The 17,172-nt window shown below is 64.2% G+C and carries 17 protein-coding genes; 10 read left to right on the forward strand and 7 right to left on the reverse strand.

Features of this window, described 5'->3' with window-relative positions:
- Nucleotide 1 precedes the first annotated feature (1 nt).
- The 3 genes from ACN0X7_RS06695 to ACN0X7_RS06705 all read right to left on the reverse strand — a co-directional run bounded on the left by ACN0X7_RS06695 (nucleotide 2) and on the right by ACN0X7_RS06705 (nucleotide 4,026).
- A complete protein-coding gene (locus ACN0X7_RS06695; RefSeq protein WP_417515402.1) occupies nucleotides 2–1,489 on the reverse strand; it encodes a di-heme oxidoredictase family protein in 1,488 nt (495 codons plus the stop codon).
- Between the two features lie 111 nt (nucleotides 1,490–1,600).
- Entirely contained in the window at nucleotides 1,601–2,890 is a 1,290-nt protein-coding gene (locus ACN0X7_RS06700) for an imelysin family protein (protein WP_417515404.1), read from the reverse strand.
- Between the two features lie 47 nt (nucleotides 2,891–2,937).
- Nucleotides 2,938–4,026, reverse strand: coding sequence for a hypothetical protein (locus ACN0X7_RS06705; protein ID WP_417515406.1), 1,089 nt, complete (start codon nucleotides 4,024–4,026; stop codon nucleotides 2,938–2,940).
- A 226-nt stretch (nucleotides 4,027–4,252) separates the two neighbouring features.
- On the opposite strand from ACN0X7_RS06705, the gene ACN0X7_RS06710 reads away from it, so the two are divergent.
- Together ACN0X7_RS06710 and ACN0X7_RS06715 are read left to right on the forward strand one after the other, a co-directional pair.
- On the forward strand, nucleotides 4,253–5,533 hold the full coding sequence (locus tag ACN0X7_RS06710) for a beta-ketoacyl-[acyl-carrier-protein] synthase family protein (RefSeq protein ID WP_417515408.1): 1,281 nt from the start codon (nucleotides 4,253–4,255) through the stop codon (nucleotides 5,531–5,533).
- 12 nt (nucleotides 5,534–5,545) lie between these two features.
- Nucleotides 5,546–7,039, forward strand: a complete 1,494-nt coding sequence (locus ACN0X7_RS06715) for a class I adenylate-forming enzyme family protein (protein ID WP_417515410.1) — start codon at nucleotides 5,546–5,548, stop codon at nucleotides 7,037–7,039.
- A 6-nt stretch (nucleotides 7,040–7,045) separates the two neighbouring features.
- On the opposite strand, the gene ACN0X7_RS06720 is transcribed toward ACN0X7_RS06715, so the two are convergent.
- Nucleotides 7,046–7,966 carry a polysaccharide deacetylase family protein gene (locus ACN0X7_RS06720; protein ID WP_417515412.1) on the reverse strand — a complete coding sequence of 307 codons (921 nt, stop codon included), beginning with the start codon at nucleotides 7,964–7,966 and terminating at the stop codon, nucleotides 7,046–7,048.
- Between the two features lie 107 nt (nucleotides 7,967–8,073).
- Here ACN0X7_RS06720 and ACN0X7_RS06725 point away from each other — a divergent pair, with 107 nt between their 5' ends.
- The 5 genes from ACN0X7_RS06725 (at nucleotide 8,074) to ACN0X7_RS06745 (ending at nucleotide 13,461) form a co-directional block, all read left to right on the forward strand.
- The gene (locus tag ACN0X7_RS06725) at nucleotides 8,074–9,243 is read left to right on the forward strand and encodes a CaiB/BaiF CoA transferase family protein (RefSeq protein ID WP_417515414.1); all 1,170 of its coding nucleotides are present in this window, start codon (nucleotides 8,074–8,076) and stop codon (nucleotides 9,241–9,243) included.
- A gap of 23 nt (nucleotides 9,244–9,266) precedes the next feature.
- Nucleotides 9,267–10,253, forward strand: a complete 987-nt coding sequence (gene dctP, locus ACN0X7_RS06730; RefSeq protein ID WP_417515416.1) for a TRAP transporter substrate-binding protein DctP — start codon at nucleotides 9,267–9,269, stop codon at nucleotides 10,251–10,253.
- Nucleotides 10,250–10,780 carry a TRAP transporter small permease gene (locus ACN0X7_RS06735; protein WP_417515418.1) on the forward strand — a complete coding sequence of 177 codons (531 nt, stop codon included), beginning with the start codon at nucleotides 10,250–10,252 and terminating at the stop codon, nucleotides 10,778–10,780. Before dctP ends, ACN0X7_RS06735 begins: the two co-directional genes overlap by 4 nt.
- A gap of 10 nt (nucleotides 10,781–10,790) precedes the next feature.
- Nucleotides 10,791–12,074 carry a TRAP transporter large permease gene (locus ACN0X7_RS06740; RefSeq protein WP_417515419.1) on the forward strand — a complete coding sequence of 428 codons (1,284 nt, stop codon included), beginning with the start codon at nucleotides 10,791–10,793 and terminating at the stop codon, nucleotides 12,072–12,074.
- Between the two features lie 67 nt (nucleotides 12,075–12,141).
- On the forward strand, nucleotides 12,142–13,461 hold the full coding sequence (locus ACN0X7_RS06745; protein WP_417515421.1) for a Rieske 2Fe-2S domain-containing protein: 1,320 nt from the start codon (nucleotides 12,142–12,144) through the stop codon (nucleotides 13,459–13,461).
- A 3-nt stretch (nucleotides 13,462–13,464) separates the two neighbouring features.
- On the opposite strand, the gene ACN0X7_RS06750 is transcribed toward ACN0X7_RS06745, so the two are convergent.
- The 3 genes from ACN0X7_RS06750 to ACN0X7_RS06760 all read right to left on the reverse strand — a co-directional run bounded on the left by ACN0X7_RS06750 (nucleotide 13,465) and on the right by ACN0X7_RS06760 (nucleotide 15,195).
- Nucleotides 13,465–14,019: a hypothetical protein gene (locus tag ACN0X7_RS06750; protein ID WP_417515423.1), complete on the reverse strand. Its 555-nt coding sequence runs from the start codon at nucleotides 14,017–14,019 to the stop codon at nucleotides 13,465–13,467.
- A gap of 102 nt (nucleotides 14,020–14,121) precedes the next feature.
- On the reverse strand, nucleotides 14,122–14,745 hold the full coding sequence (locus ACN0X7_RS06755; protein ID WP_417515425.1) for an FMN-binding negative transcriptional regulator: 624 nt from the start codon (nucleotides 14,743–14,745) through the stop codon (nucleotides 14,122–14,124).
- Nucleotides 14,746–14,769: 24 nt separating this feature from the next.
- The gene (locus tag ACN0X7_RS06760) at nucleotides 14,770–15,195 is read right to left on the reverse strand and encodes a TIGR03668 family PPOX class F420-dependent oxidoreductase (RefSeq protein WP_417515427.1); all 426 of its coding nucleotides are present in this window, start codon (nucleotides 15,193–15,195) and stop codon (nucleotides 14,770–14,772) included.
- A 65-nt stretch (nucleotides 15,196–15,260) separates the two neighbouring features.
- Between ACN0X7_RS06760 and ACN0X7_RS06765 the strand changes: the two genes are divergently transcribed.
- From ACN0X7_RS06765 to ACN0X7_RS06775, 3 genes are read left to right on the forward strand one after another with little or no spacing between them, the layout of a single operon-like run.
- Nucleotides 15,261–16,217: a TIGR03619 family F420-dependent LLM class oxidoreductase gene (locus ACN0X7_RS06765; protein WP_417515429.1), complete on the forward strand. Its 957-nt coding sequence runs from the start codon at nucleotides 15,261–15,263 to the stop codon at nucleotides 16,215–16,217.
- Nucleotides 16,214–16,669, forward strand: a complete 456-nt coding sequence (locus tag ACN0X7_RS06770) for a PaaI family thioesterase (RefSeq protein ID WP_417515431.1) — start codon at nucleotides 16,214–16,216, stop codon at nucleotides 16,667–16,669. The genes ACN0X7_RS06765 and ACN0X7_RS06770 overlap by 4 nt, the downstream gene beginning before the upstream one ends.
- A complete protein-coding gene (locus ACN0X7_RS06775; RefSeq protein WP_417515433.1) occupies nucleotides 16,666–17,163 on the forward strand; it encodes a PaaI family thioesterase in 498 nt (165 codons plus the stop codon). Before ACN0X7_RS06770 ends, ACN0X7_RS06775 begins: the two co-directional genes overlap by 4 nt.
- Nucleotides 17,164–17,172 lie beyond the last annotated feature (9 nt).

A 17,172-nucleotide genomic window follows, 5' to 3' on the forward strand; every position in this document is an offset into this window, starting at 1 on the left:
GTCAGAGCGACTCCAGGAACTTCAGAAGGGCGGCGCGTTCGCCGGCGGACAGGTCGGCGAACCGGTTCTTCGCGGCCTCGGCCTCGCCACCGTGCCAGAGGATGGCTTCGGTCAGATTTCGGGCCCGGCCATCATGCAGGAATCGCGTGTGTCCGTTGACCGTTTCGGTGAGGCCGATGCCCCAGAGCGGCGGCGTGCGCCATTCGCGCCCGTCCGCGCGACCGTCGGGACGGTTGTCGGCCAGCCCCTCCCCCATATCGTGCAGCAGAAGGTCCGTGTAGGGCCAGATCAGCTGTCCGGCGAGCGCCCTGTCGGGCCAGTCCGAGCGGGTCGCATGCTTGGGCGTATGGCACCCGATGCAGCCTGCCCCGTAGAACAGTGCCTTGCCCTGCAGCACCAAGGGGTCGTCCACATCCCGGCGGGCGGGCACGGCAAGATGGCGGCTGTAGAAGAACACCGGATCCATGATCTCGGCGCCGGCTTCCAGCCCGTCCCCGGTAGCGCCATGCGGCGCATTCCTGCAGGCCGGCTGTCGCGCCGTGCATTCCCCCCAGGCCGCGCGCGACAGCGGGTTGGAGACACCGATGTCGCCTGCCATCGCACCGGACGACTGATCGTCTATCGTCGGTTTTGCCGCCTTCCATCCGAAGCGGCCGAGCATCATCTGCTGTCGGGCATCGCTCCATACGCGGTTGGCACGCCCTGAAATGCCGTCGCCATCCCGGTCGTCGGGATCTTCAGCGGCAAGAATATCGGCTTCCGGGATGGCCTCCAGCAGACCCAGACCGATCATCGGCGGGGCGATACGCGGGCTGATCCGCATGTCGGGATCGAACGCGCCGTAGCCCGGATTCAGGATGTTGTAATGCGGCCGCTGCAGCACCACCCTGGTGCCGTCGTCCAGCTTAACCGGATGATCGCTGTAGGTGACGCGGACCCGACCTTCGGGTGGCACGCCCGGCACGGCCAGATCCTGCAGCTGCTCCCCATACGTCGGCTCGGGGATGACGTTGGCGCGACCGGAGGCGAGCTGCGCACGTTCCGCGTCGTTGCGGGCCGGCACCGACAGCTTGATCAGCATCGACACCGCACTGTCGTCGGGCCCGGCGGGGGGATGGCCGCGCCCGTCCTTCAGGTGACAGCGCTGACACGCCCGCGCGTTGTAGACCGGCCCGAGGCCATCCGCCGATGTCGTCGAACTCGGCGAACTGACCCACAGACGCCTGAAGATGCCGTTGCCGACGAAGAAATCGGCGCGGGCGGTGAAGCTCATGCTGGCGCTGGGCAGGGAAAACGCCTCGCCATCGAAGCGCGTCCGGTTGGTCGCGCTGCCGCCGGAGAGGTCTTCCCAGCGCTCGGCCTGTGTGAAATCGCTGGTCGGCGCAAGGATCGCCTGGCGGCGTTCGGCGGCGTCCGACGCCACGTCCGCCAGCACGGACGTGGACGATGCGATCAGCGCCAGACCTGTCAGGGCGGAAAGAAGTTTCATGATCGGACAACATTTCGCAAAATGGAGGGGGCCGGTCCGTCCTGAGGCGAGACGAACCGGCCCTGATCCGAAGGCCAACAGTTCCCCGGGAGATTGGGGATCACAAGGGAACTATTGAAAGACGGCCTTCGGATTATCGAGACTGTCGGAGCCTTCGAAGTCGATCTGGCCGAGTTCGAGCGCGGCGACAATGCGTTCGATGGAGCGGGTCTGGGTCACCAGGGCATCGATGGCCTTCTGGACCATGGCGTTGCCCGCGGCATTCCCCTCTCCAATCATCTGGTCGTAGGACATGGTGCGGCTGTCGGCGGCAGTCTTCATCGCCCGCATGGCCTCGACCGTCGCACCGATGTCCGCCGCCAGGGTGGCGGCCAGTTTGCTGTTCTTCGCCGCGGCGAGGTCTTCCAGCGACGGCCCTTCGACCACCGAACCGTCAATCCGCACATAGCGCCCCTGATAGACGTTCATGATGCCCAGCGCGTCGTAGAAATGGGAGTTGTGGGTGTTGTCGGAGAAGCAGTCGTGCTCTTCCTCAGGATCGTGCAGCAGCAGACCAAGCTTCATCCGCTCGCCCGCCAGTTCGCCATACGACAGGCTGCCCATGCCGGTCAGGATCATCGACAGGCCCTGATTTTCGCCGTTGGCGGTCAGGGCGGCGCGTGCGGCACCCCCGTCGGCCCAGTTGGCGACCATCTCCTCGAGCTCGGAGATCAGTAGTTCCGTGGCGACCTTCAGGTAGGCCCCGCGGCGGTCACAGTTTCCGTTCGTGCAGGCATCGCCCCTGCCGAAGTCGGTCCAGGGACGGTTTCCGGCACCGGCTTCGGTCCCGTTCAGGTCCTGCCCCCAGAGCAGGAACTCGATGGCGTGATAGCCGGTCGCGACATTGGCCTCGATCTCGTCGATCTCGTGCAGCCGCTGCAGCAGTCCCGCATCGATCTTCGACGCATCCAGGGCGGCACCGCCAGCGGTCAGCTGCGGATTCGCGATCACATTGACCGCATAGAAGGCGTTCTGGTCGTTTTCCGATCCGTAGGCGCCCTGATCCACATAGTCGATCAGCCCCTCGTCCAGCGGCCAGGCATTCACCTTGCCTTCCCAGTCATCGACGATCGGATTGCCGAAGCGGTACACCTCGGTCTGCTGGTACGGCACGCGCGCGGTCAGCCAGGCGGCCTTCGCAGCGCGCATGGCTTCGGCGGACGGGTCGTCGATCAGCCGGTTGACGGCCATCGACAGCGTGCGGGCCGTGGCCAGCGAGTCCCCGTAGGTGGCCTGGGCGATATCGGCATAGGTATCCAGCACGGCAGCCGGCGTTGCCTCGGCGGCATGCGCCAGCGGCGGTGCGGCCAGTGTGGCCAGCCCGACCGCCGCGACGGCGAGCTTCAGACGCAGGGCATTCATATGCTTCCCTCCTGATTGTGTTCGGGAAAATTGATCCGTGTTCAGGCTCAGAATTCGAAGCCGTAGCTCACCAGCGCGCCGACGGTCTGTGTGGCGATCCCGGCGGTGCGGTTGTGCTTGTAGCCGACGTCGATCCCGATGCCGTTGTCGAAGGCATAACCCACCGAAAACTGGATCTGATCGTCGTAGGTATCCCCGTTGCCCGCGCCCGAGATCGTGACGATCTTGCCGGTGTAGGCCAGCGCCGCGTTCCAGGGTCCGAATTCGGCCCCGAGCGATCCCGTCAGGTAGTTCCGGGATTCATTGGCGTTGGAGCCCGCATTCTGGAAGTGCACATATTCGGCCAGCGGGGTCAGGACCACGCCGTTGTCCATCTCGAACGACCATTCGCCGGCGACGGCAAACCGGTGCTCGGTCGCGGCATTGTCCGCGGAAAGCAACGCGTAGCCCACGTGATAGCGAAACCCTTCCATGCCCGGTACGGCCTCGCCATCGATCGCCAGCGCGAACGACTCGGGGGATTCCGTGTTGCCCGGCTCACCGGCTGCCTGGCGCGTCCGTCCCCGGTTGGTGATGAAGCTTTCGCTCAGGATCGTCGTGTCCAGCGCGAAGACGCTGGCCGATGCCGTCATGGCACCAATCGGCGTCTCGTCGAACGTCAGCGACCCGCCGACTCCGAGAAACTCGGCCAGTTCGATGTCATCTTCGGAAATATCGGTTCCATAGAGCCCTGCCGCGGCGTCGTAGGCCATGGAAAAGTTGGGGCCGAACTTGCCGATATAGACACCGAACCGGTCGGTCTCGTAGTTCAGCGTCAGCACCTCGGCGAAGATGCCGTGGTCCTGGAAGACCCGGTCTTCCTGAGGTCCCGGATCGCGGACGGCCTCGAACGTCAGGCCGGCGTTGATGAAGACATGATCGGTGAAGTGCAGGAACAGGTTGGGTTCGATGGTAGCCCCAAGCTCGTTCTGCTCTGCCGCAGGATCGTCGGAATCAAAGGTGAAATCGTTCTGCACCTCGATGCCGACCTCGCCCGAAATCTTCGGGAACGCGTCTTCGGCATGCGCCGAGCCGCAGGTTCCAGCCGCGGCGAACATGGCTGCCAGTACCGGAAGCCGTCCCCTCTTGCCCATCATCTGAATAACCCCGTTCCTGTATTTGCGAATGATTATCATCATTAGTACCAAACAAGATCGGGTTGCAAGCACATATTTCGGCTTTCCGCGCCTGGTGACCCGCCGCACATGACTGGTGCCCATCGTGCGCGTTTGCCCTGCCCGGCAGTCCCGTGCCACCATTTCCAGTCAGAGAGATCGTATTTCCAGTCAGAGAGATCGTGTCGTGATGCTTGGGGAGGTGATCATGGAACCGATAGCCATAACGGGGACCGGAATCGTTTCGGCTCTGGGGAGCAACGTCGAGCGTTTTCACAGGCGCATGCTGGCCGGCGACAGCGGCATCGGTCTGGCCCCCTGGAACGACCCGGAACGGGACGGACGAAAAATCTGGTGGGGCACCGTCACCGAGTTCGATCCGCTGGACTGGATGTCCGACAAGGTGGTCGATGGCACCGACAGTTTCGCGCAGTTCGCGCTTTCCGCCGCACGTCAGGCCATGCAGCAGGCCGGACTGGACGCGGACGGCGCGCTGGACGGGATGGACATGGAACGGCTTGGCGTGGTGCACGGCACTTCCGGCGGCGGTGTCCGGGCCTTCCAGAAAGCCCAGTACATGCTGGATACCGAGGGCCCCGGTGCCGTACCGCGCAAGACCCAGCTTCAGGTCTGGGCCAACATGGCCGCCGCTCAGGTGGCGCTGCATTACAAGCTGCACGGACCCAACCTGACGGTGACGACCGCCTGCGCCAGTTCGCTGGACGCCATCGGGACGGCGGCCTCACTGATCCGCGCGGGGGAAGCCGATGTGATCGTCGCAGGCGCAACCGAGGGCGGCCTCAGCCAGCCCGGCGGCGCTGTCGATGGCGCGTTCGTGCCCGCCATGTACTACGCAGGCGGCGCCTACGGTATGGAAGCGCCGATCGAGGATGCGCGCCGCGCCATGCTGCCCTTCGATGTGAACCGCAAGGGCATCGTCGTCGGCGAGGGCTCGGCCATGCTGGTGCTGGAGCGCGAATCCCACGCGAAGGCGCGCGGTGCGACAATCCTTGGCTATCTGCGCGGCTATGGCTCCCTGGCCGACAGCTATCACCCGTCCTCGCCCGACCCCAGCGGCCGATGGGAAGCCCGCGCCATGGAAAAGGCGCTGAAGGCGGCGGGTGTGGCACCGGACGAGGTCGGTGCGCTCTACCCCCACGCAACGGCGACACCCAAGGGCGACACCGCCGAAATTGCCGCCATCAATCTCGTGCATGGCAAGGGCCGGTCGGCTCCCCTGCCCATCTGTGCCGTGAAGGGGCACATCGGGCATTCCGGCGCGTCTTCCGGCGGCATGGCCATCATCGAGGCGCTGTACGGCATGGCCGACGGCGTGGTCTGCCACACCAACAACACGACCGATCCGGACCCGCAGGCACAGTTCGAAATCGTCATCGGCAAGCCGAAGAAGCACGCCTTCGACGTCGCACAGATCAACTCCTTCGGCTTCGGCGGGCAGAATGCGTCCGTCATCGTCTCGCGCACCTGAGGGAGGCCCGTCATGCGTCTGACCATCGCCGAAGCCATCGCCGCGCGGGCCATGAACCAGCCCGACCGGGTCGCCATCGAGGTCCTGCAGGGCGGCCCGACGCTGACCTATGCCGAACTGTGGCGGCGCGTCGAAGCCCTCGCGCAACAGATCAAGGACGCACCGGCAGGCAAACATGGCCGCATGGTCGGGCAGTTGATGGGCAATCACCACGACCACGTGATCACCTATCTGGCCTGCCAGCGTGTCGGGGCAGCCGCCGTGCCCGTCAACAGCCGCCTTGCGGCACCGGAAATGCAGTTCGTGATCGAGGACTCCGACGCGCAGGTCCTGTTCGCGGGCGCGCCGTATCTGGCCGAAGCAGCCGAAATCCAGGCGGCCACCGGCGTGCGCCTGATCAACATCGACGAGATCGAGACACCTGAGACCGGCATCCGGCCCGTCATCGGCGAAGACGATTTCGGCGATCTGCCGGCTGTCGTCGGCTACACGTCCGGCACGACCGGGTTCCCGAAGGGCGCGCCCTATTCCAACGATCACTACATGACGCAGATCATGCGCTGGGGCTGGGAGTACGGCCTGTCAGCCGAGGATGTGATGCTGGTGCCGGGACCGCTGTTTCATCTGTCCTATACGGGGCTCGCCTTTGCGGCACTCTGCATCGGCGCGCGGCTCAGGATCATGCAGACGTTCGAGTCCGATCTCGCCGTGGACGAACTCTCGGAACATGCGACGTTCGCGTTTCTGGTGCCGTCCATGAGCACGATGATTGCAGAGGTCTGGCGCGCGCGCGGAAAGCCGCCCATCGGCAAGCTGCGCTACATGATCTCCTCAGGCGCGCCCGGACCGATCGCCCTGACCGAGACCTGTTTCGAGATGTTCCCGAACGCCACGATCACCGAAGCCTACGGCTGGACCGAAGGCGGCTGGACGAACTTCGAGATCAAGGACCGCGACAACCTGCTGGCGCATTCGGTCGGCTGGCCCACCTTCGGCAACGAGGTGCAGGTCTTCCGCGAGGACGGTACGCCTGCCGATGTCGGCGAACCGGGCGAGGTCGGCGTGAAGGCGCTGACCCACTTCTCCGGCTATCTGGGACGGCCCGACGCGACCGAGGCGGCCTGGCAGAACGGTTATGTCATGTCCGGCGATGTCGGCATCTGGCAGCCGGACGGACGGCTCTGCATCGTCGATCGCAAGAAGGACATGATCATCTCGGGCGGCGAGAACATCTACACCGCCGAGGTCGAACGCATCCTGCACGAACATCCCGATGTCGTGGAAGCCGCCGTGGTTGGCCTGCCCGACGACCGCTGGGGCGAAATCGTCACCGCGATGATCGTCAGCCGGGATCCCGCACTTTCATCCGATGACCTGATCGGCTTCTGTCGCGAACGGCTGGCCGGCTACAAGGTCCCCCGTCGCGTGGAGCTGGTCGGCGAACTGCCGCGCAATCCGATGGGCAAGGTGCAGAAGTTCAGGATCATCGAAGACCTGACCGGCTGATCCTGCCTATGCCGCCGGATGTGTGGCGATCCAGTGCCGTGCGATCTCCTCCCCGGTACAGACCCAGGCATCTTCGTGGCGCAGCACGTGGTCGAGGAACCGCATGAGCCCGCCGATCCGTCCCGGTCGTCCGATCAGCCGGTCATGCAGCCCGACCGACATCATCCGCGGCTGTCCGGCACGGCCCTCCGCCAGCAGCACGTCGAATGCATCGCGCATGTAGCAGAAGAAATCGTCGGCAGTGCTGAAGCCACTGTTCTCGTTGAAGCGGTTGTCGTTGGTTTCATAGGAATAGGGGATCACCAGATGCGATCCGTCCGCATCCGAGATCCAGTAGGGCAGTTCATCGTTCAGGGCATCACGGTCGTAGAGGAAACCGCCTTCCTGCCGCAGCAACAGCCGCGTGTTCGGGCTCGGGCGGCCGGTCATCCAGCCGACCGGCGCACGGCCCGACAGCGTCTCAATCGCGGTCTTCGCCAGATGGATGTGCTCGCGCTCCACGGCTTCGGGCACATGCTGGTAGTCGATCCAGCGCCAGCCGTGGCTGACCAGTTCATGACCGCCCGCCACGCAGGCATCGACAACTTCCGGATTGTGGCCCAGACCGCTCGCCACTGTCAGGACGCTGGTCGCCAGGCCGCGCTGTTCGAATGCATCCAGCAGACGCCAGATCCCACGGCGGCTTCCGTATTCGAACGATGATTCGGCCAGCATGGAGCGCGCGCCGGTCACTTCGGGAAAACCGATATCGGTCAGCATGACTTCGGAAACATCGTCGCCATGCAGCACGTTCAGTTCACCGCCGCATTCGTAGTTCAGTGCAAAGGTGACAGCGATCTTCGCACCTCCGGGCCAGCGCGGATCGGGCAGTGTCCGACCGTAGCCGCTCAGATCGCGCGGATAGTCTTCGCCCCATGTACGGGTCATTGTGCTCCCTTTCCCGACAAACGCGCGCCGCAGACTGGTCTGGATTACAGGTGCCGCTATGATCCGCTGTCAAGCACCCGGACAGGTGCCAAGGGGGAGATACCAACATGAAGCCGGACACACTGGCAGGCATCCGCGTCATCGAGATGAGTCACATGATCATGGGCCCGTCCTGCGGCATGTTCCTGGCCATGCTGGGGGCCGACGTCATCAAGATCGAACCGCCCGAGGGCGACCGGACCCGCCATCTCACAGGCATGGGCAGCGGCTTCTTTCCGATCTTCAATCGCGGCAAGCGTTCGGTGGTGCTGGACCTGAACAGCGAGGCCGGGATCGAGGCCCTGCACGGCCTTCTGCAGGACGCCGATGTCTTCATCGAGAACTTTAAGGAAGGATCGCTGGACAAGCGCGGCCTCGACAGCGCGACCCTGCGCACCCGCTATCCACGGCTGATCGCCCTGCCCCACAAGGGTTTCCTGAACGGCCCCTATCGCAACCGCACCGCACTGGACGAGGTCGTGCAGATGATGACCGGCCTGGCCTATATGACCGGCCCGACCGGCAGGCCCCTGCGTGTCGGCTCCTCTGCCAACGACATCATGGCCGGGCTGTTCGGCGCGATGAGCGTCATGGCCGCCCTGATGGACCGGGAGAAGTCCGGAGACGGCCGCGAGGTCCGTGTGGGGCTGTTCGAGAACTGCCTGCTGCTGGTTGCCCAGCACATGGTCCAGTACGAGCTTGAAGGCACCATCGCCCCGCCGATGCCGGAACGGGACTTCTCATGGCCGGTCTATGACATCTTCGAGACCGCCGATGCCAAGCAGGTCTTTGTCGGTGCCGTCACACTGGGGCACTGGGACGCGCTGTGCGGGCTGCTGGGTCTGACCGAACTGGTCGGGCGCGACGATCTGAAGACCAAGATGCAGCAGATCGACGCCCGCGCCTGGACCCTGCCCCTGATCGCCGCCGCCATTCGCGAACGGGAGCTTTCGGACCTTGAGGCGGCGTTTCTGCCGCTGGGCATTCCCTATGCTCCGATCGCGAAACCCGCCGAAATGTACGACGATCCCCATGTGAACCGGCCCGGCGGGCTGCTGCCGTCGCGCTATGGCGACAGGCAGTTCCGGGCACCGGGGCTGCCCTTCGACATTGACGGATCGCCGGCGGAGTTCGATGCGGACGTCCCCGATATCGGCGAGCATACGAACGAGGTTCTGGGCACCATCGGCCTGGACCGTTCGACAATCGACCGGGCATCAGGCAAGAATGCCGGCTGAACACATCCTTGAGGGAGGAAACGATGAAGAAGCTTCTGATCACCGCCGCGGCACTTACCGCCTTTTCCGGAGCCGCCCAGGCCGCCGATGCCATGCGCTGCAGCCACCAGTTGCCGCCGCAGCACCACATTGCCCAGGTGATCGACCGCTGGGCCAGCGAAGTGGAGGCGCAGTCCGACGGCGACCTGCGCGTCGAGATTTTCGGGGCCAACGCGCTGGCCGGCGCGAAGGAAAACATTCCCTCGGTCGCCAAGGGCAGCTTCGAATGCGCCTTCTCGGTAAACTTCCAGTGGGGCAAGACCCTGCCGATCATGAACGTCACCCTGAAACCCTATGCGGTGACCAGCCTGGACGTGGTTCAGGGCTGGCCGAAGTCCGAGGCCGCCGCGTTCCTGGACGAAGCCCTTCTGGGCAAGGGCGTGCGCAATGTGGTCTGGCTGTTCACCACCCGGATGAGCGCCTACACCTCGAACGGCAAGGCATTGCTGAAACCCGCCGACTTCGAAGGCGTGAAGATCCGCGGTCTGAACCCCATCGTTGATGCGGGCCTGTCCGCGCTGGGCGCAGCCCCCTCGGCCATGTCGGGCTCGAAGGTCTATCAGGCGCTTTCAACCGGTGTGATCGACGCCGGTCTGACCGACATCGCCGCCACCTGGTCGCGCAAGTACTACGAGGTTCAGGATCATGTCGTGGCCTCGCCGCTGTTCAGCGTGTTCTTCCACGGCTACGTCAATCCTTCCTGGTACGACGGTCTGAGCGACAAGTCGAAGGCGGCCATCGCCACCGCCGGTGAGAAGGCCGCCCGCTGGGCTGTCGAGGAAACCGAGAAGGCGGCCGGCTCCGCGCCCTATCAGCTCGCGACCAAGAACGTGAAGGTCCACATCCACACGGCCGATGAAGTCGCGGTGATGAAGGCCGCCATGGGCCCGGCGTTCGACAAGGCGTTCGCCGAGGAAACCGGCGCGGACGGCGAGAAGCTGCTGGAGCTCGTCAACAAGATCGGCAAGTGAGCCACGGGCATTTCGGAGGCGGCACCGACACGCCGCCTCCACCCGACTCCCCTGTCGAAAGGCTCGTCGCGCCGGTCGCGAAGGCCGGTGCGGCTGTTGCCGCGCTCGGTGTCCTGCTGGTTCTGGCGATCACGGGATACAGCGTGTTCAACCGCTATGTCCTGGGTACGCCGGTCACCTGGACGGATGAACTGTCGGGATTCCTGGTCGTCGCCATCGTCATGTTCGGTGCCGCCGAGACCCTGCGTCGGGGCGAACATATCAGCGTCGACCTGATTTCGGCCCGTGCAGGTCCGTTGCTGTCACGTATCCTCGGCCTGTGGGGCATGGTCGCCGTGATCCTGCTGATGGCGGCATTGCTGATCAGCGCGATCATCGCGGTCCGCTTCTCCTGGGATTTCGACATGTATTCCGAAGGTTATCTGGCCGTGCAGATGTGGGTGCCCCAGACAGCCCTGATCGTCGGTTCGGTGACAGTCATTCTTGTGGCGCTGGCGCGACTGATCTCGCTGCTGCAACGGCGCTGACCCCCACACCATGACTCTCGTCCTCATCCTCGGCCTTCTGCTGATCCTGCTGCTGACCGGCGCGCCGATCTTTGCGGCGCTCGGGCTGGCCTCGCTGGTGGTGACGCTGCTGACCGAAGGGCATGTCAACGCCGTCGCCGACACGGTGTTCGCCAAGCTGAACAACAACCTGCTGTCCGCGATCCCGATGTTCGCCTTCATGGCCTTCATCATGATCCGCTCGAAGGTCGTCGATCACCTGTATGAAGCCGCCAACGCCATGGTCCGACACCTGCCGGGCGGTCTGGGCATTGCCACCGTACTGTCGTGCACGGTCTTCGCCGCGATCTCGGGCTCGTCGGTGGCGACGGCCCTGACCATCGGCAGCGCGGCCATCCCGCAGATGCGCCGCTTCGGCTATCCACCCCACAGTGCCTACGGCGTCATCGCGGCGGGCGGCACGCTGGGTATCCTGATCCCGCCTTCCGGTCCGCTGATCCTCTATGCCATCGTCACGGAAGTCTCCATCGGCGCGCTGTTTCTGGCGGGGATCGTCCCCGGCCTGCTGATGGCGCTGCTGTTCGCGGTCTATTGCGCGATCAGCGCCATGCGGCGCAGCGACATCGAGAACCCCGGCTGGGTCGGATTCAGGGAATGCGCCCGCGCCGTCGGCAAGGCCTTCTGGGCCCTGCTGATGCCGCCGGTCGTGCTGGGCGGAATCTATCTCGGCATCTTCACCGCCTCCGAAGCCGCAGCCATCGGCTGCTTCTACGCGCTGTTCGTCGGCGTCGTCGTCTACCGCAATTTCGGCTGGCGCGATCTCTGGGAAACCGCCGAGGAAACCGTCCGCACCACAGCGATGCTGTTCATGATCCTGGCGGCAGCGGCGATCTTCGGTCATGCGGTGACCATCATCCGGCTGCCGGCCGAACTGGTCGAGACGGTGATCGCCTACGAGCTGACCCCGATGATGTTCGTGCTCGCCGTGATGGCGGTGATCTTCGTGCTGGGCATGTTCCTGGAGACCATCTCGATCATCCTGATCACCACGCCGATCATCTATCCGGTCATGCTGCAACTGGGCATCGATCCGATCTGGTACGGTATCCTGCTGATGATCAATCTGGAGCTCGCCCTGATCACGCCGCCGGTGGGCATGAACCTGTTCGTGATCAAGGGCATCGCCAATGCGCCCATGAGCCAGGTCATCCGTGGCATTTTCCCCTATGTGCTGCTGTTGCTCGGCGGTCTGGCCGCGGTGCTGGCCATCCCTGAACTCGCAACGTGGCTGCCGACGGCCGCAGGCTTCGGCTAGCGTCCGGCCCGCCGACAATTGCCGGGCGCAAATCTGTGCTAGACTGCGCACCGGGGAGGACAAGCGCATGTTGACCAGAGAAGACAATGAACTGCTGACCCGCACCGGGCCGGATACGCCGATGGGGGCACTCTTCCGACGGTTCTGGCAGCCGGTGGCGCTGGCCGAGGAAGTCGCCACGCCCGATGAACCACCCAAACGGGTCCGCTACATGGGCGAGGATTTCCTGCTGTTCCGTCAGACCGACGGCAAGATCGGCCTGGTCGAGCCGCGCTGCGCACACCGCGGCGCGGACCTCTACTTCGGGCGCAACGAAGACTGCGGCCTGCGCTGCGTCTATCACGGCTGGAAGTTCGATGCCGACGGCGGTTGCGTGGACATTCCCAACATGCAGCCGGGACGCGCGCGCGACAACATCATGAAATCCGCCCGCATCCGCTCCCTGCCCGTGCGCGAATGGGGCGGTCAGATCTGGGCCTGGTTCGGAGAACCGGACGCGGCGCCCGAACTGCCGCTGGTGGAATGGGCACTCGTGCCGCCGCAGAACCGCTATGTCTCCAAGAAACTTCAGGAATGCAACTGGGCCCAGTCGCTGGAAGGCGCCGTCGACACGGCCCACTTCAGCTACGTCCATCGCGTGCTGTCCGAGGAAGGCACCGGCAAGCCGGTCTATCTCGACAAGCGCCAGCAGTGGATTCACGACGACGGCGCGCCGACCTTCGTCGTCGAGGAACATGAGGCCGGTCTGGTCATGGGCGGGGCGCGCAAGGCCGATCCGGGCGAGACCTACTGGCGGATCAGCCAGTTTCTGACGCCCAATCACTCGCTGGCGCCCGGCACATTCCCCGGCGAGCCCTACGCCGCGCAAAGCTGGATGCCGGTCGATGACGAGAACTGCTGGATCTTCACCGTCACCTGGTGTCCCGACCGCCCGATCAGCGACGACGAACTGGATCGCTACGAGAACGGGCGCAGCGTGCATGCCATGGTCGATGAGGACTACGTGCCCCTGCGCAACCGGGGGAACGAATATCTGCTGGATCGCGACCTGCAGAAAACCAAGCTGTTCATGGGCATCACCGGCCTGTCGGAGCAGGATGCCGCGATCCAGGACAGCCAGGGGCGGATCGCGCCCCGCGACCGGGAAATCCTGACGCCCTCGGATGAGGGTGTCATCCGCTTCCGCAAGCTGATGATCAAGCGGGCGCGGGACTTGCAGATCGGTATCGAACCGCCGGAAGTCCAGGTGCCGGAAGCCTATGCCACGCACAGCGGCGGGGCGGTTGCGCCCGAAGGCCAGTCGTTCGTCGAGGTTCTGAAAGAGAGATTCGGCGACGACCGCGGTCGCGCCCCCGACCTGTTGCCGGGCGCGGCCGCGGCGGAATAGTCTCTACTTCCCGCCGCCCGCCTGCGGACGCGGATCCTCGATGCCCAGTTCCTCGACGATGGCGACCCAGTCGTCCTCGAAATAGGCCTTGTCGGCGCAGTTCTGATTGTAGAAGTCGATGGACTTGTTCATCCGGGCACGCCGTTCAGCCAGGGTCGGCAGGAACTTCTGATTGTAGCGGTCGATCATCGCGCGATGACGATCCACGCGCGCATTGTAGGCATCGACGGCCTTCGGGTCGGTCCCGTCGATCTGTTTGCGGCGCTTGTCCATGTCGTCGGTCAGGGCCGAGATCTCCTTCTTGAAGTTCTCAAGCGTGATCTCGTACTCGGCCAGCTTCTTCTCCATATCGGCAATATCGCGATCCGTGGTCAGGCAAGTGCGGATATTGTCCGGTGTCAGCGTGTTCTCATCGTAGATCTTGATGACCTCGGGTTCGGGCGCTTCCGAAGCGACCGGTGACTTGTTGACCGTCGCGGTCTGGGCATGCAGCTGCGATCCGGCGAGCACGACAGCCACGGTGACGGCCAGTCCGGCCAGTTGATTTACCGATTTCATGACATCCTCACTCAATTGCTTCTGTCGTCTGATTATCCGTCAAATATGTCCTGTTTCCGGCAATTGTAATACCGGACAATGACCATGCTCCGATCGGGCCGGTCATTCCCGCTCAGCCGCCTGCCGCATCAGCGCGGCGACCGCCGCATCTTCCGCACGGCCTGCCTTCTCCAGATGCGCTGCGAGGCGCAGCGTCTCGGCTTCCGGCTTGTTCTGGCTGAGTTTGGCCTTTCCGATCATCCGATCGATCCGAATGCTGAACCCGACAATGCCTTTCAGCATGCCCGCACGATAGGAATCGGGGAGATCGCCGAACCGCCAGTCGCCCCCGGCCTCGTAGGCCATGCTGAGGTCCGCCATCTGCTGTTCAAGCTCATCTCGGCTTTCGACGACCTGCGCCACGCCGACACAGTGCACCGCCAGATAGTTCCAGGTCGGCACGGCAGGGCCTTCGCTGTACCAGGTGGGCGACACATAGGCATGCGGCCCGCTGAAGATCACGCGCACGGGGGTGTCGCCGAACGTCCGCCACTGCGGGTTGGCGCGCGCCATGTGCGCGTACAGCGTACCCGCCTCCCCTTCGTCAGGCACCAGATGAAACGGCAGGTGACTGGCGGTCGGCACGCCGTCGGCCTCGACGCTGATCACCTGGCCGAAGGGATGATCGGCAATCAGCCGATGGCAGGCCGAAACGTCGGCAATCTGGAAGTGTTTCGGTGTGTACATCAGGCTGCGTCCGTCTGTTGCGGTTCAGCCGGAAAGAACGCCCCAACTGGTCACCAGGTCAACCTTAATCACGATCAGAGGACGCTCTTCCAGCGCCATGTTGCGATACTGGGGATAACGGGCGCGCAACAGCTTGATGCCCACCGTCCTGTTCCGTCCCTCGTCCTCGATCAGGGCGTCGCCGCGAAACATGACCCAGCCGAGCTGCGACCAGTCCTCGACATACCTGTCGACCATCAGGCAGACGCGCCCGTTCTGATCGATGTTCCGCAACCGTTTCAGCCTGCGCGGATCGCCGGCTTTCGGCTTCTCGTCGACCGGGATGTAGATCGTGTCGCCGGCCAGCGCGAAACAGACGGGAACGACATGCGGGGACTGTGCGGAATCGACCGTTCCCAGGCGACCGACCGGCTGACCCATGGCAAAGCTGCGCTCTTCTCTCGATATCATGCTTCTACCCTCGCGGCTCTGACGCTATCGTGCCCGCCAATCAGGAAGCAACGGGGGAGAGCTTCATGGACTACGGTTTCGCCTGGTTCACAAGAGGGCCACTGGCCAGTGCAGACGGGTTGCGCACGCTCGCCGTGACCGGAGAGCGTCTGGGATACGCATACATGGTCGTTCCGGATCATGTGGTCATCCCGACAGAGATCGACAGCACCTATCCCTACAGCGCGGACGGCAGCTTTCCGGGATCGGGCCTGGGCGAATGCATGGATGTCCTGACCGCGATCGCCTACGCCAGCGCGGTCACCGAGAAGCTGCGCATGCTGACGTCGGTCATGGTGGTGCCCCACCGCCCTGCCCTGCTGACCGCCAAGATCATCGCCACCATCGACCAGCTCTCCGGCGGCCGCATCACCGTGGGCTGCGGCGCGGGCTGGATGGCGGAGGAGTTCAAGGCCCTGCAACTGCCGGACTACGCTGAACGCGGCGAGGTCACGAACGAGTACCTTGAGGTGTTCAAGGAAGTCTGGACCAACGAACTGGCCAGCTTCAACGGCAGGTACGTCCGCTTCGAGAACGTCTCCACCCGCCCGCTTCCTGTGCAGAAACCGCATCCGCCGCTCTGGATCGGCGGCGAGAGCGCCCCGGCCCTGAAACGCGTCGTCAGTCATGGCGACGGCTGGTATCCCATCGGCAACAACCCGCGGTTCCCGCTTGATACGGCGGAACGCATCGCCAGGCGACTGGAGCGCCTGAAAGGGTTCGCCGATGACGCGGACCGCGATATGGGGAGCATCGATCTGGCCTACTGGAGCCACTGGAACACCATCGGCGACGAAGTGAAGAACAGCGACGGCGCGCGCATGATCCTGACGGGCTCGGCCAGTGCCGTCGCCGACGATATCGCCATGCTGAAGGAAGCCGGGTTCAATCATCTGATGCTGAACATGACCGGCCGCGATCTTGAGGAAAGCACGGCGCGGATGGCGCAGTTCATGACAGACGTGAGACCCGAAGCCTCATGAGCAGCATCCCTGAAGGTTTCCGCCCGAGCGACATGCCCTCGCCCTTCGTCGTCGAGAACGGGCCGCTGTACTACAAGGTCGAGGACGGTTTTCTGCTGATGGGTTTCCGGGTCGAGACACGCCACACCAATGCAGCGGGCGGGCTGCACGGCGGCATGCTGATGACCCTGATCGACATGCAGCTGAATTCGGCCCTCAACTATCAGCTTGATACAGCCCAGTTCATCCCCACTGTTGCCGTGACAGTCGATTTCATTGCGCCGGCCGTCGTGGGTGACTGGGTTCAGGGCCGCACCGAAGTCCTGAAGCGGGGACGCAGCACCGTCTTCACCGATTGCCGCATCATCAAGCACGACCGGACACTGGTCGCGCGCGGCAGCGGAATCTTCAAGGTCGCAAACCGGCCGGACAACGAGAACGACACACTGGACCCGAGGAAACTGTTTGCATGAACGCGCCTTTACACCCCGATGTACCCGAAGGATTCAAGCCGTTCGGGGCGAGAGACGGGATGTTCGGAGTTGTCGGCCCGATCTACGGCAAGGTCGCTGACGGCGAGGCCTCACTGGGGTTTCGCGTCGAGGAAAAGCATCTGAACCCCGTCGGCACCTGCCACGGGGGCATGCTGGCGACCCTGGTCGACGTCCAGATCGGTTTCGGTGCCGCGGTGCTGATGGGCCGCCGCATCTTCCTGCCAACGATCAACCTGAACTGCGATTTCCTCGCGCCACCACAGCTGGGCCAGTGGGTACACGGGCGAACCGAACTGGTCCGCGCGACACCCCGCATGGCATTCTGCAATGCCTGGCTGTATTGCGAGGACGAGATCGTGCTCCGCGCCAACGGGATCATGAAGGTACCGTCGGAGGGCGACAGGCGGTTCGCCTTTCCCGACACGCTGCAAACCGCATCGCCCGCCAGCGCGGACCCGAATACTGGAGCATAACCGGAAATC

Source organism: Minwuia sp. (genome assembly GCF_048263705.1).
GTDB lineage: Bacteria > Pseudomonadota > Alphaproteobacteria > Minwuiales > Minwuiaceae > Minwuia.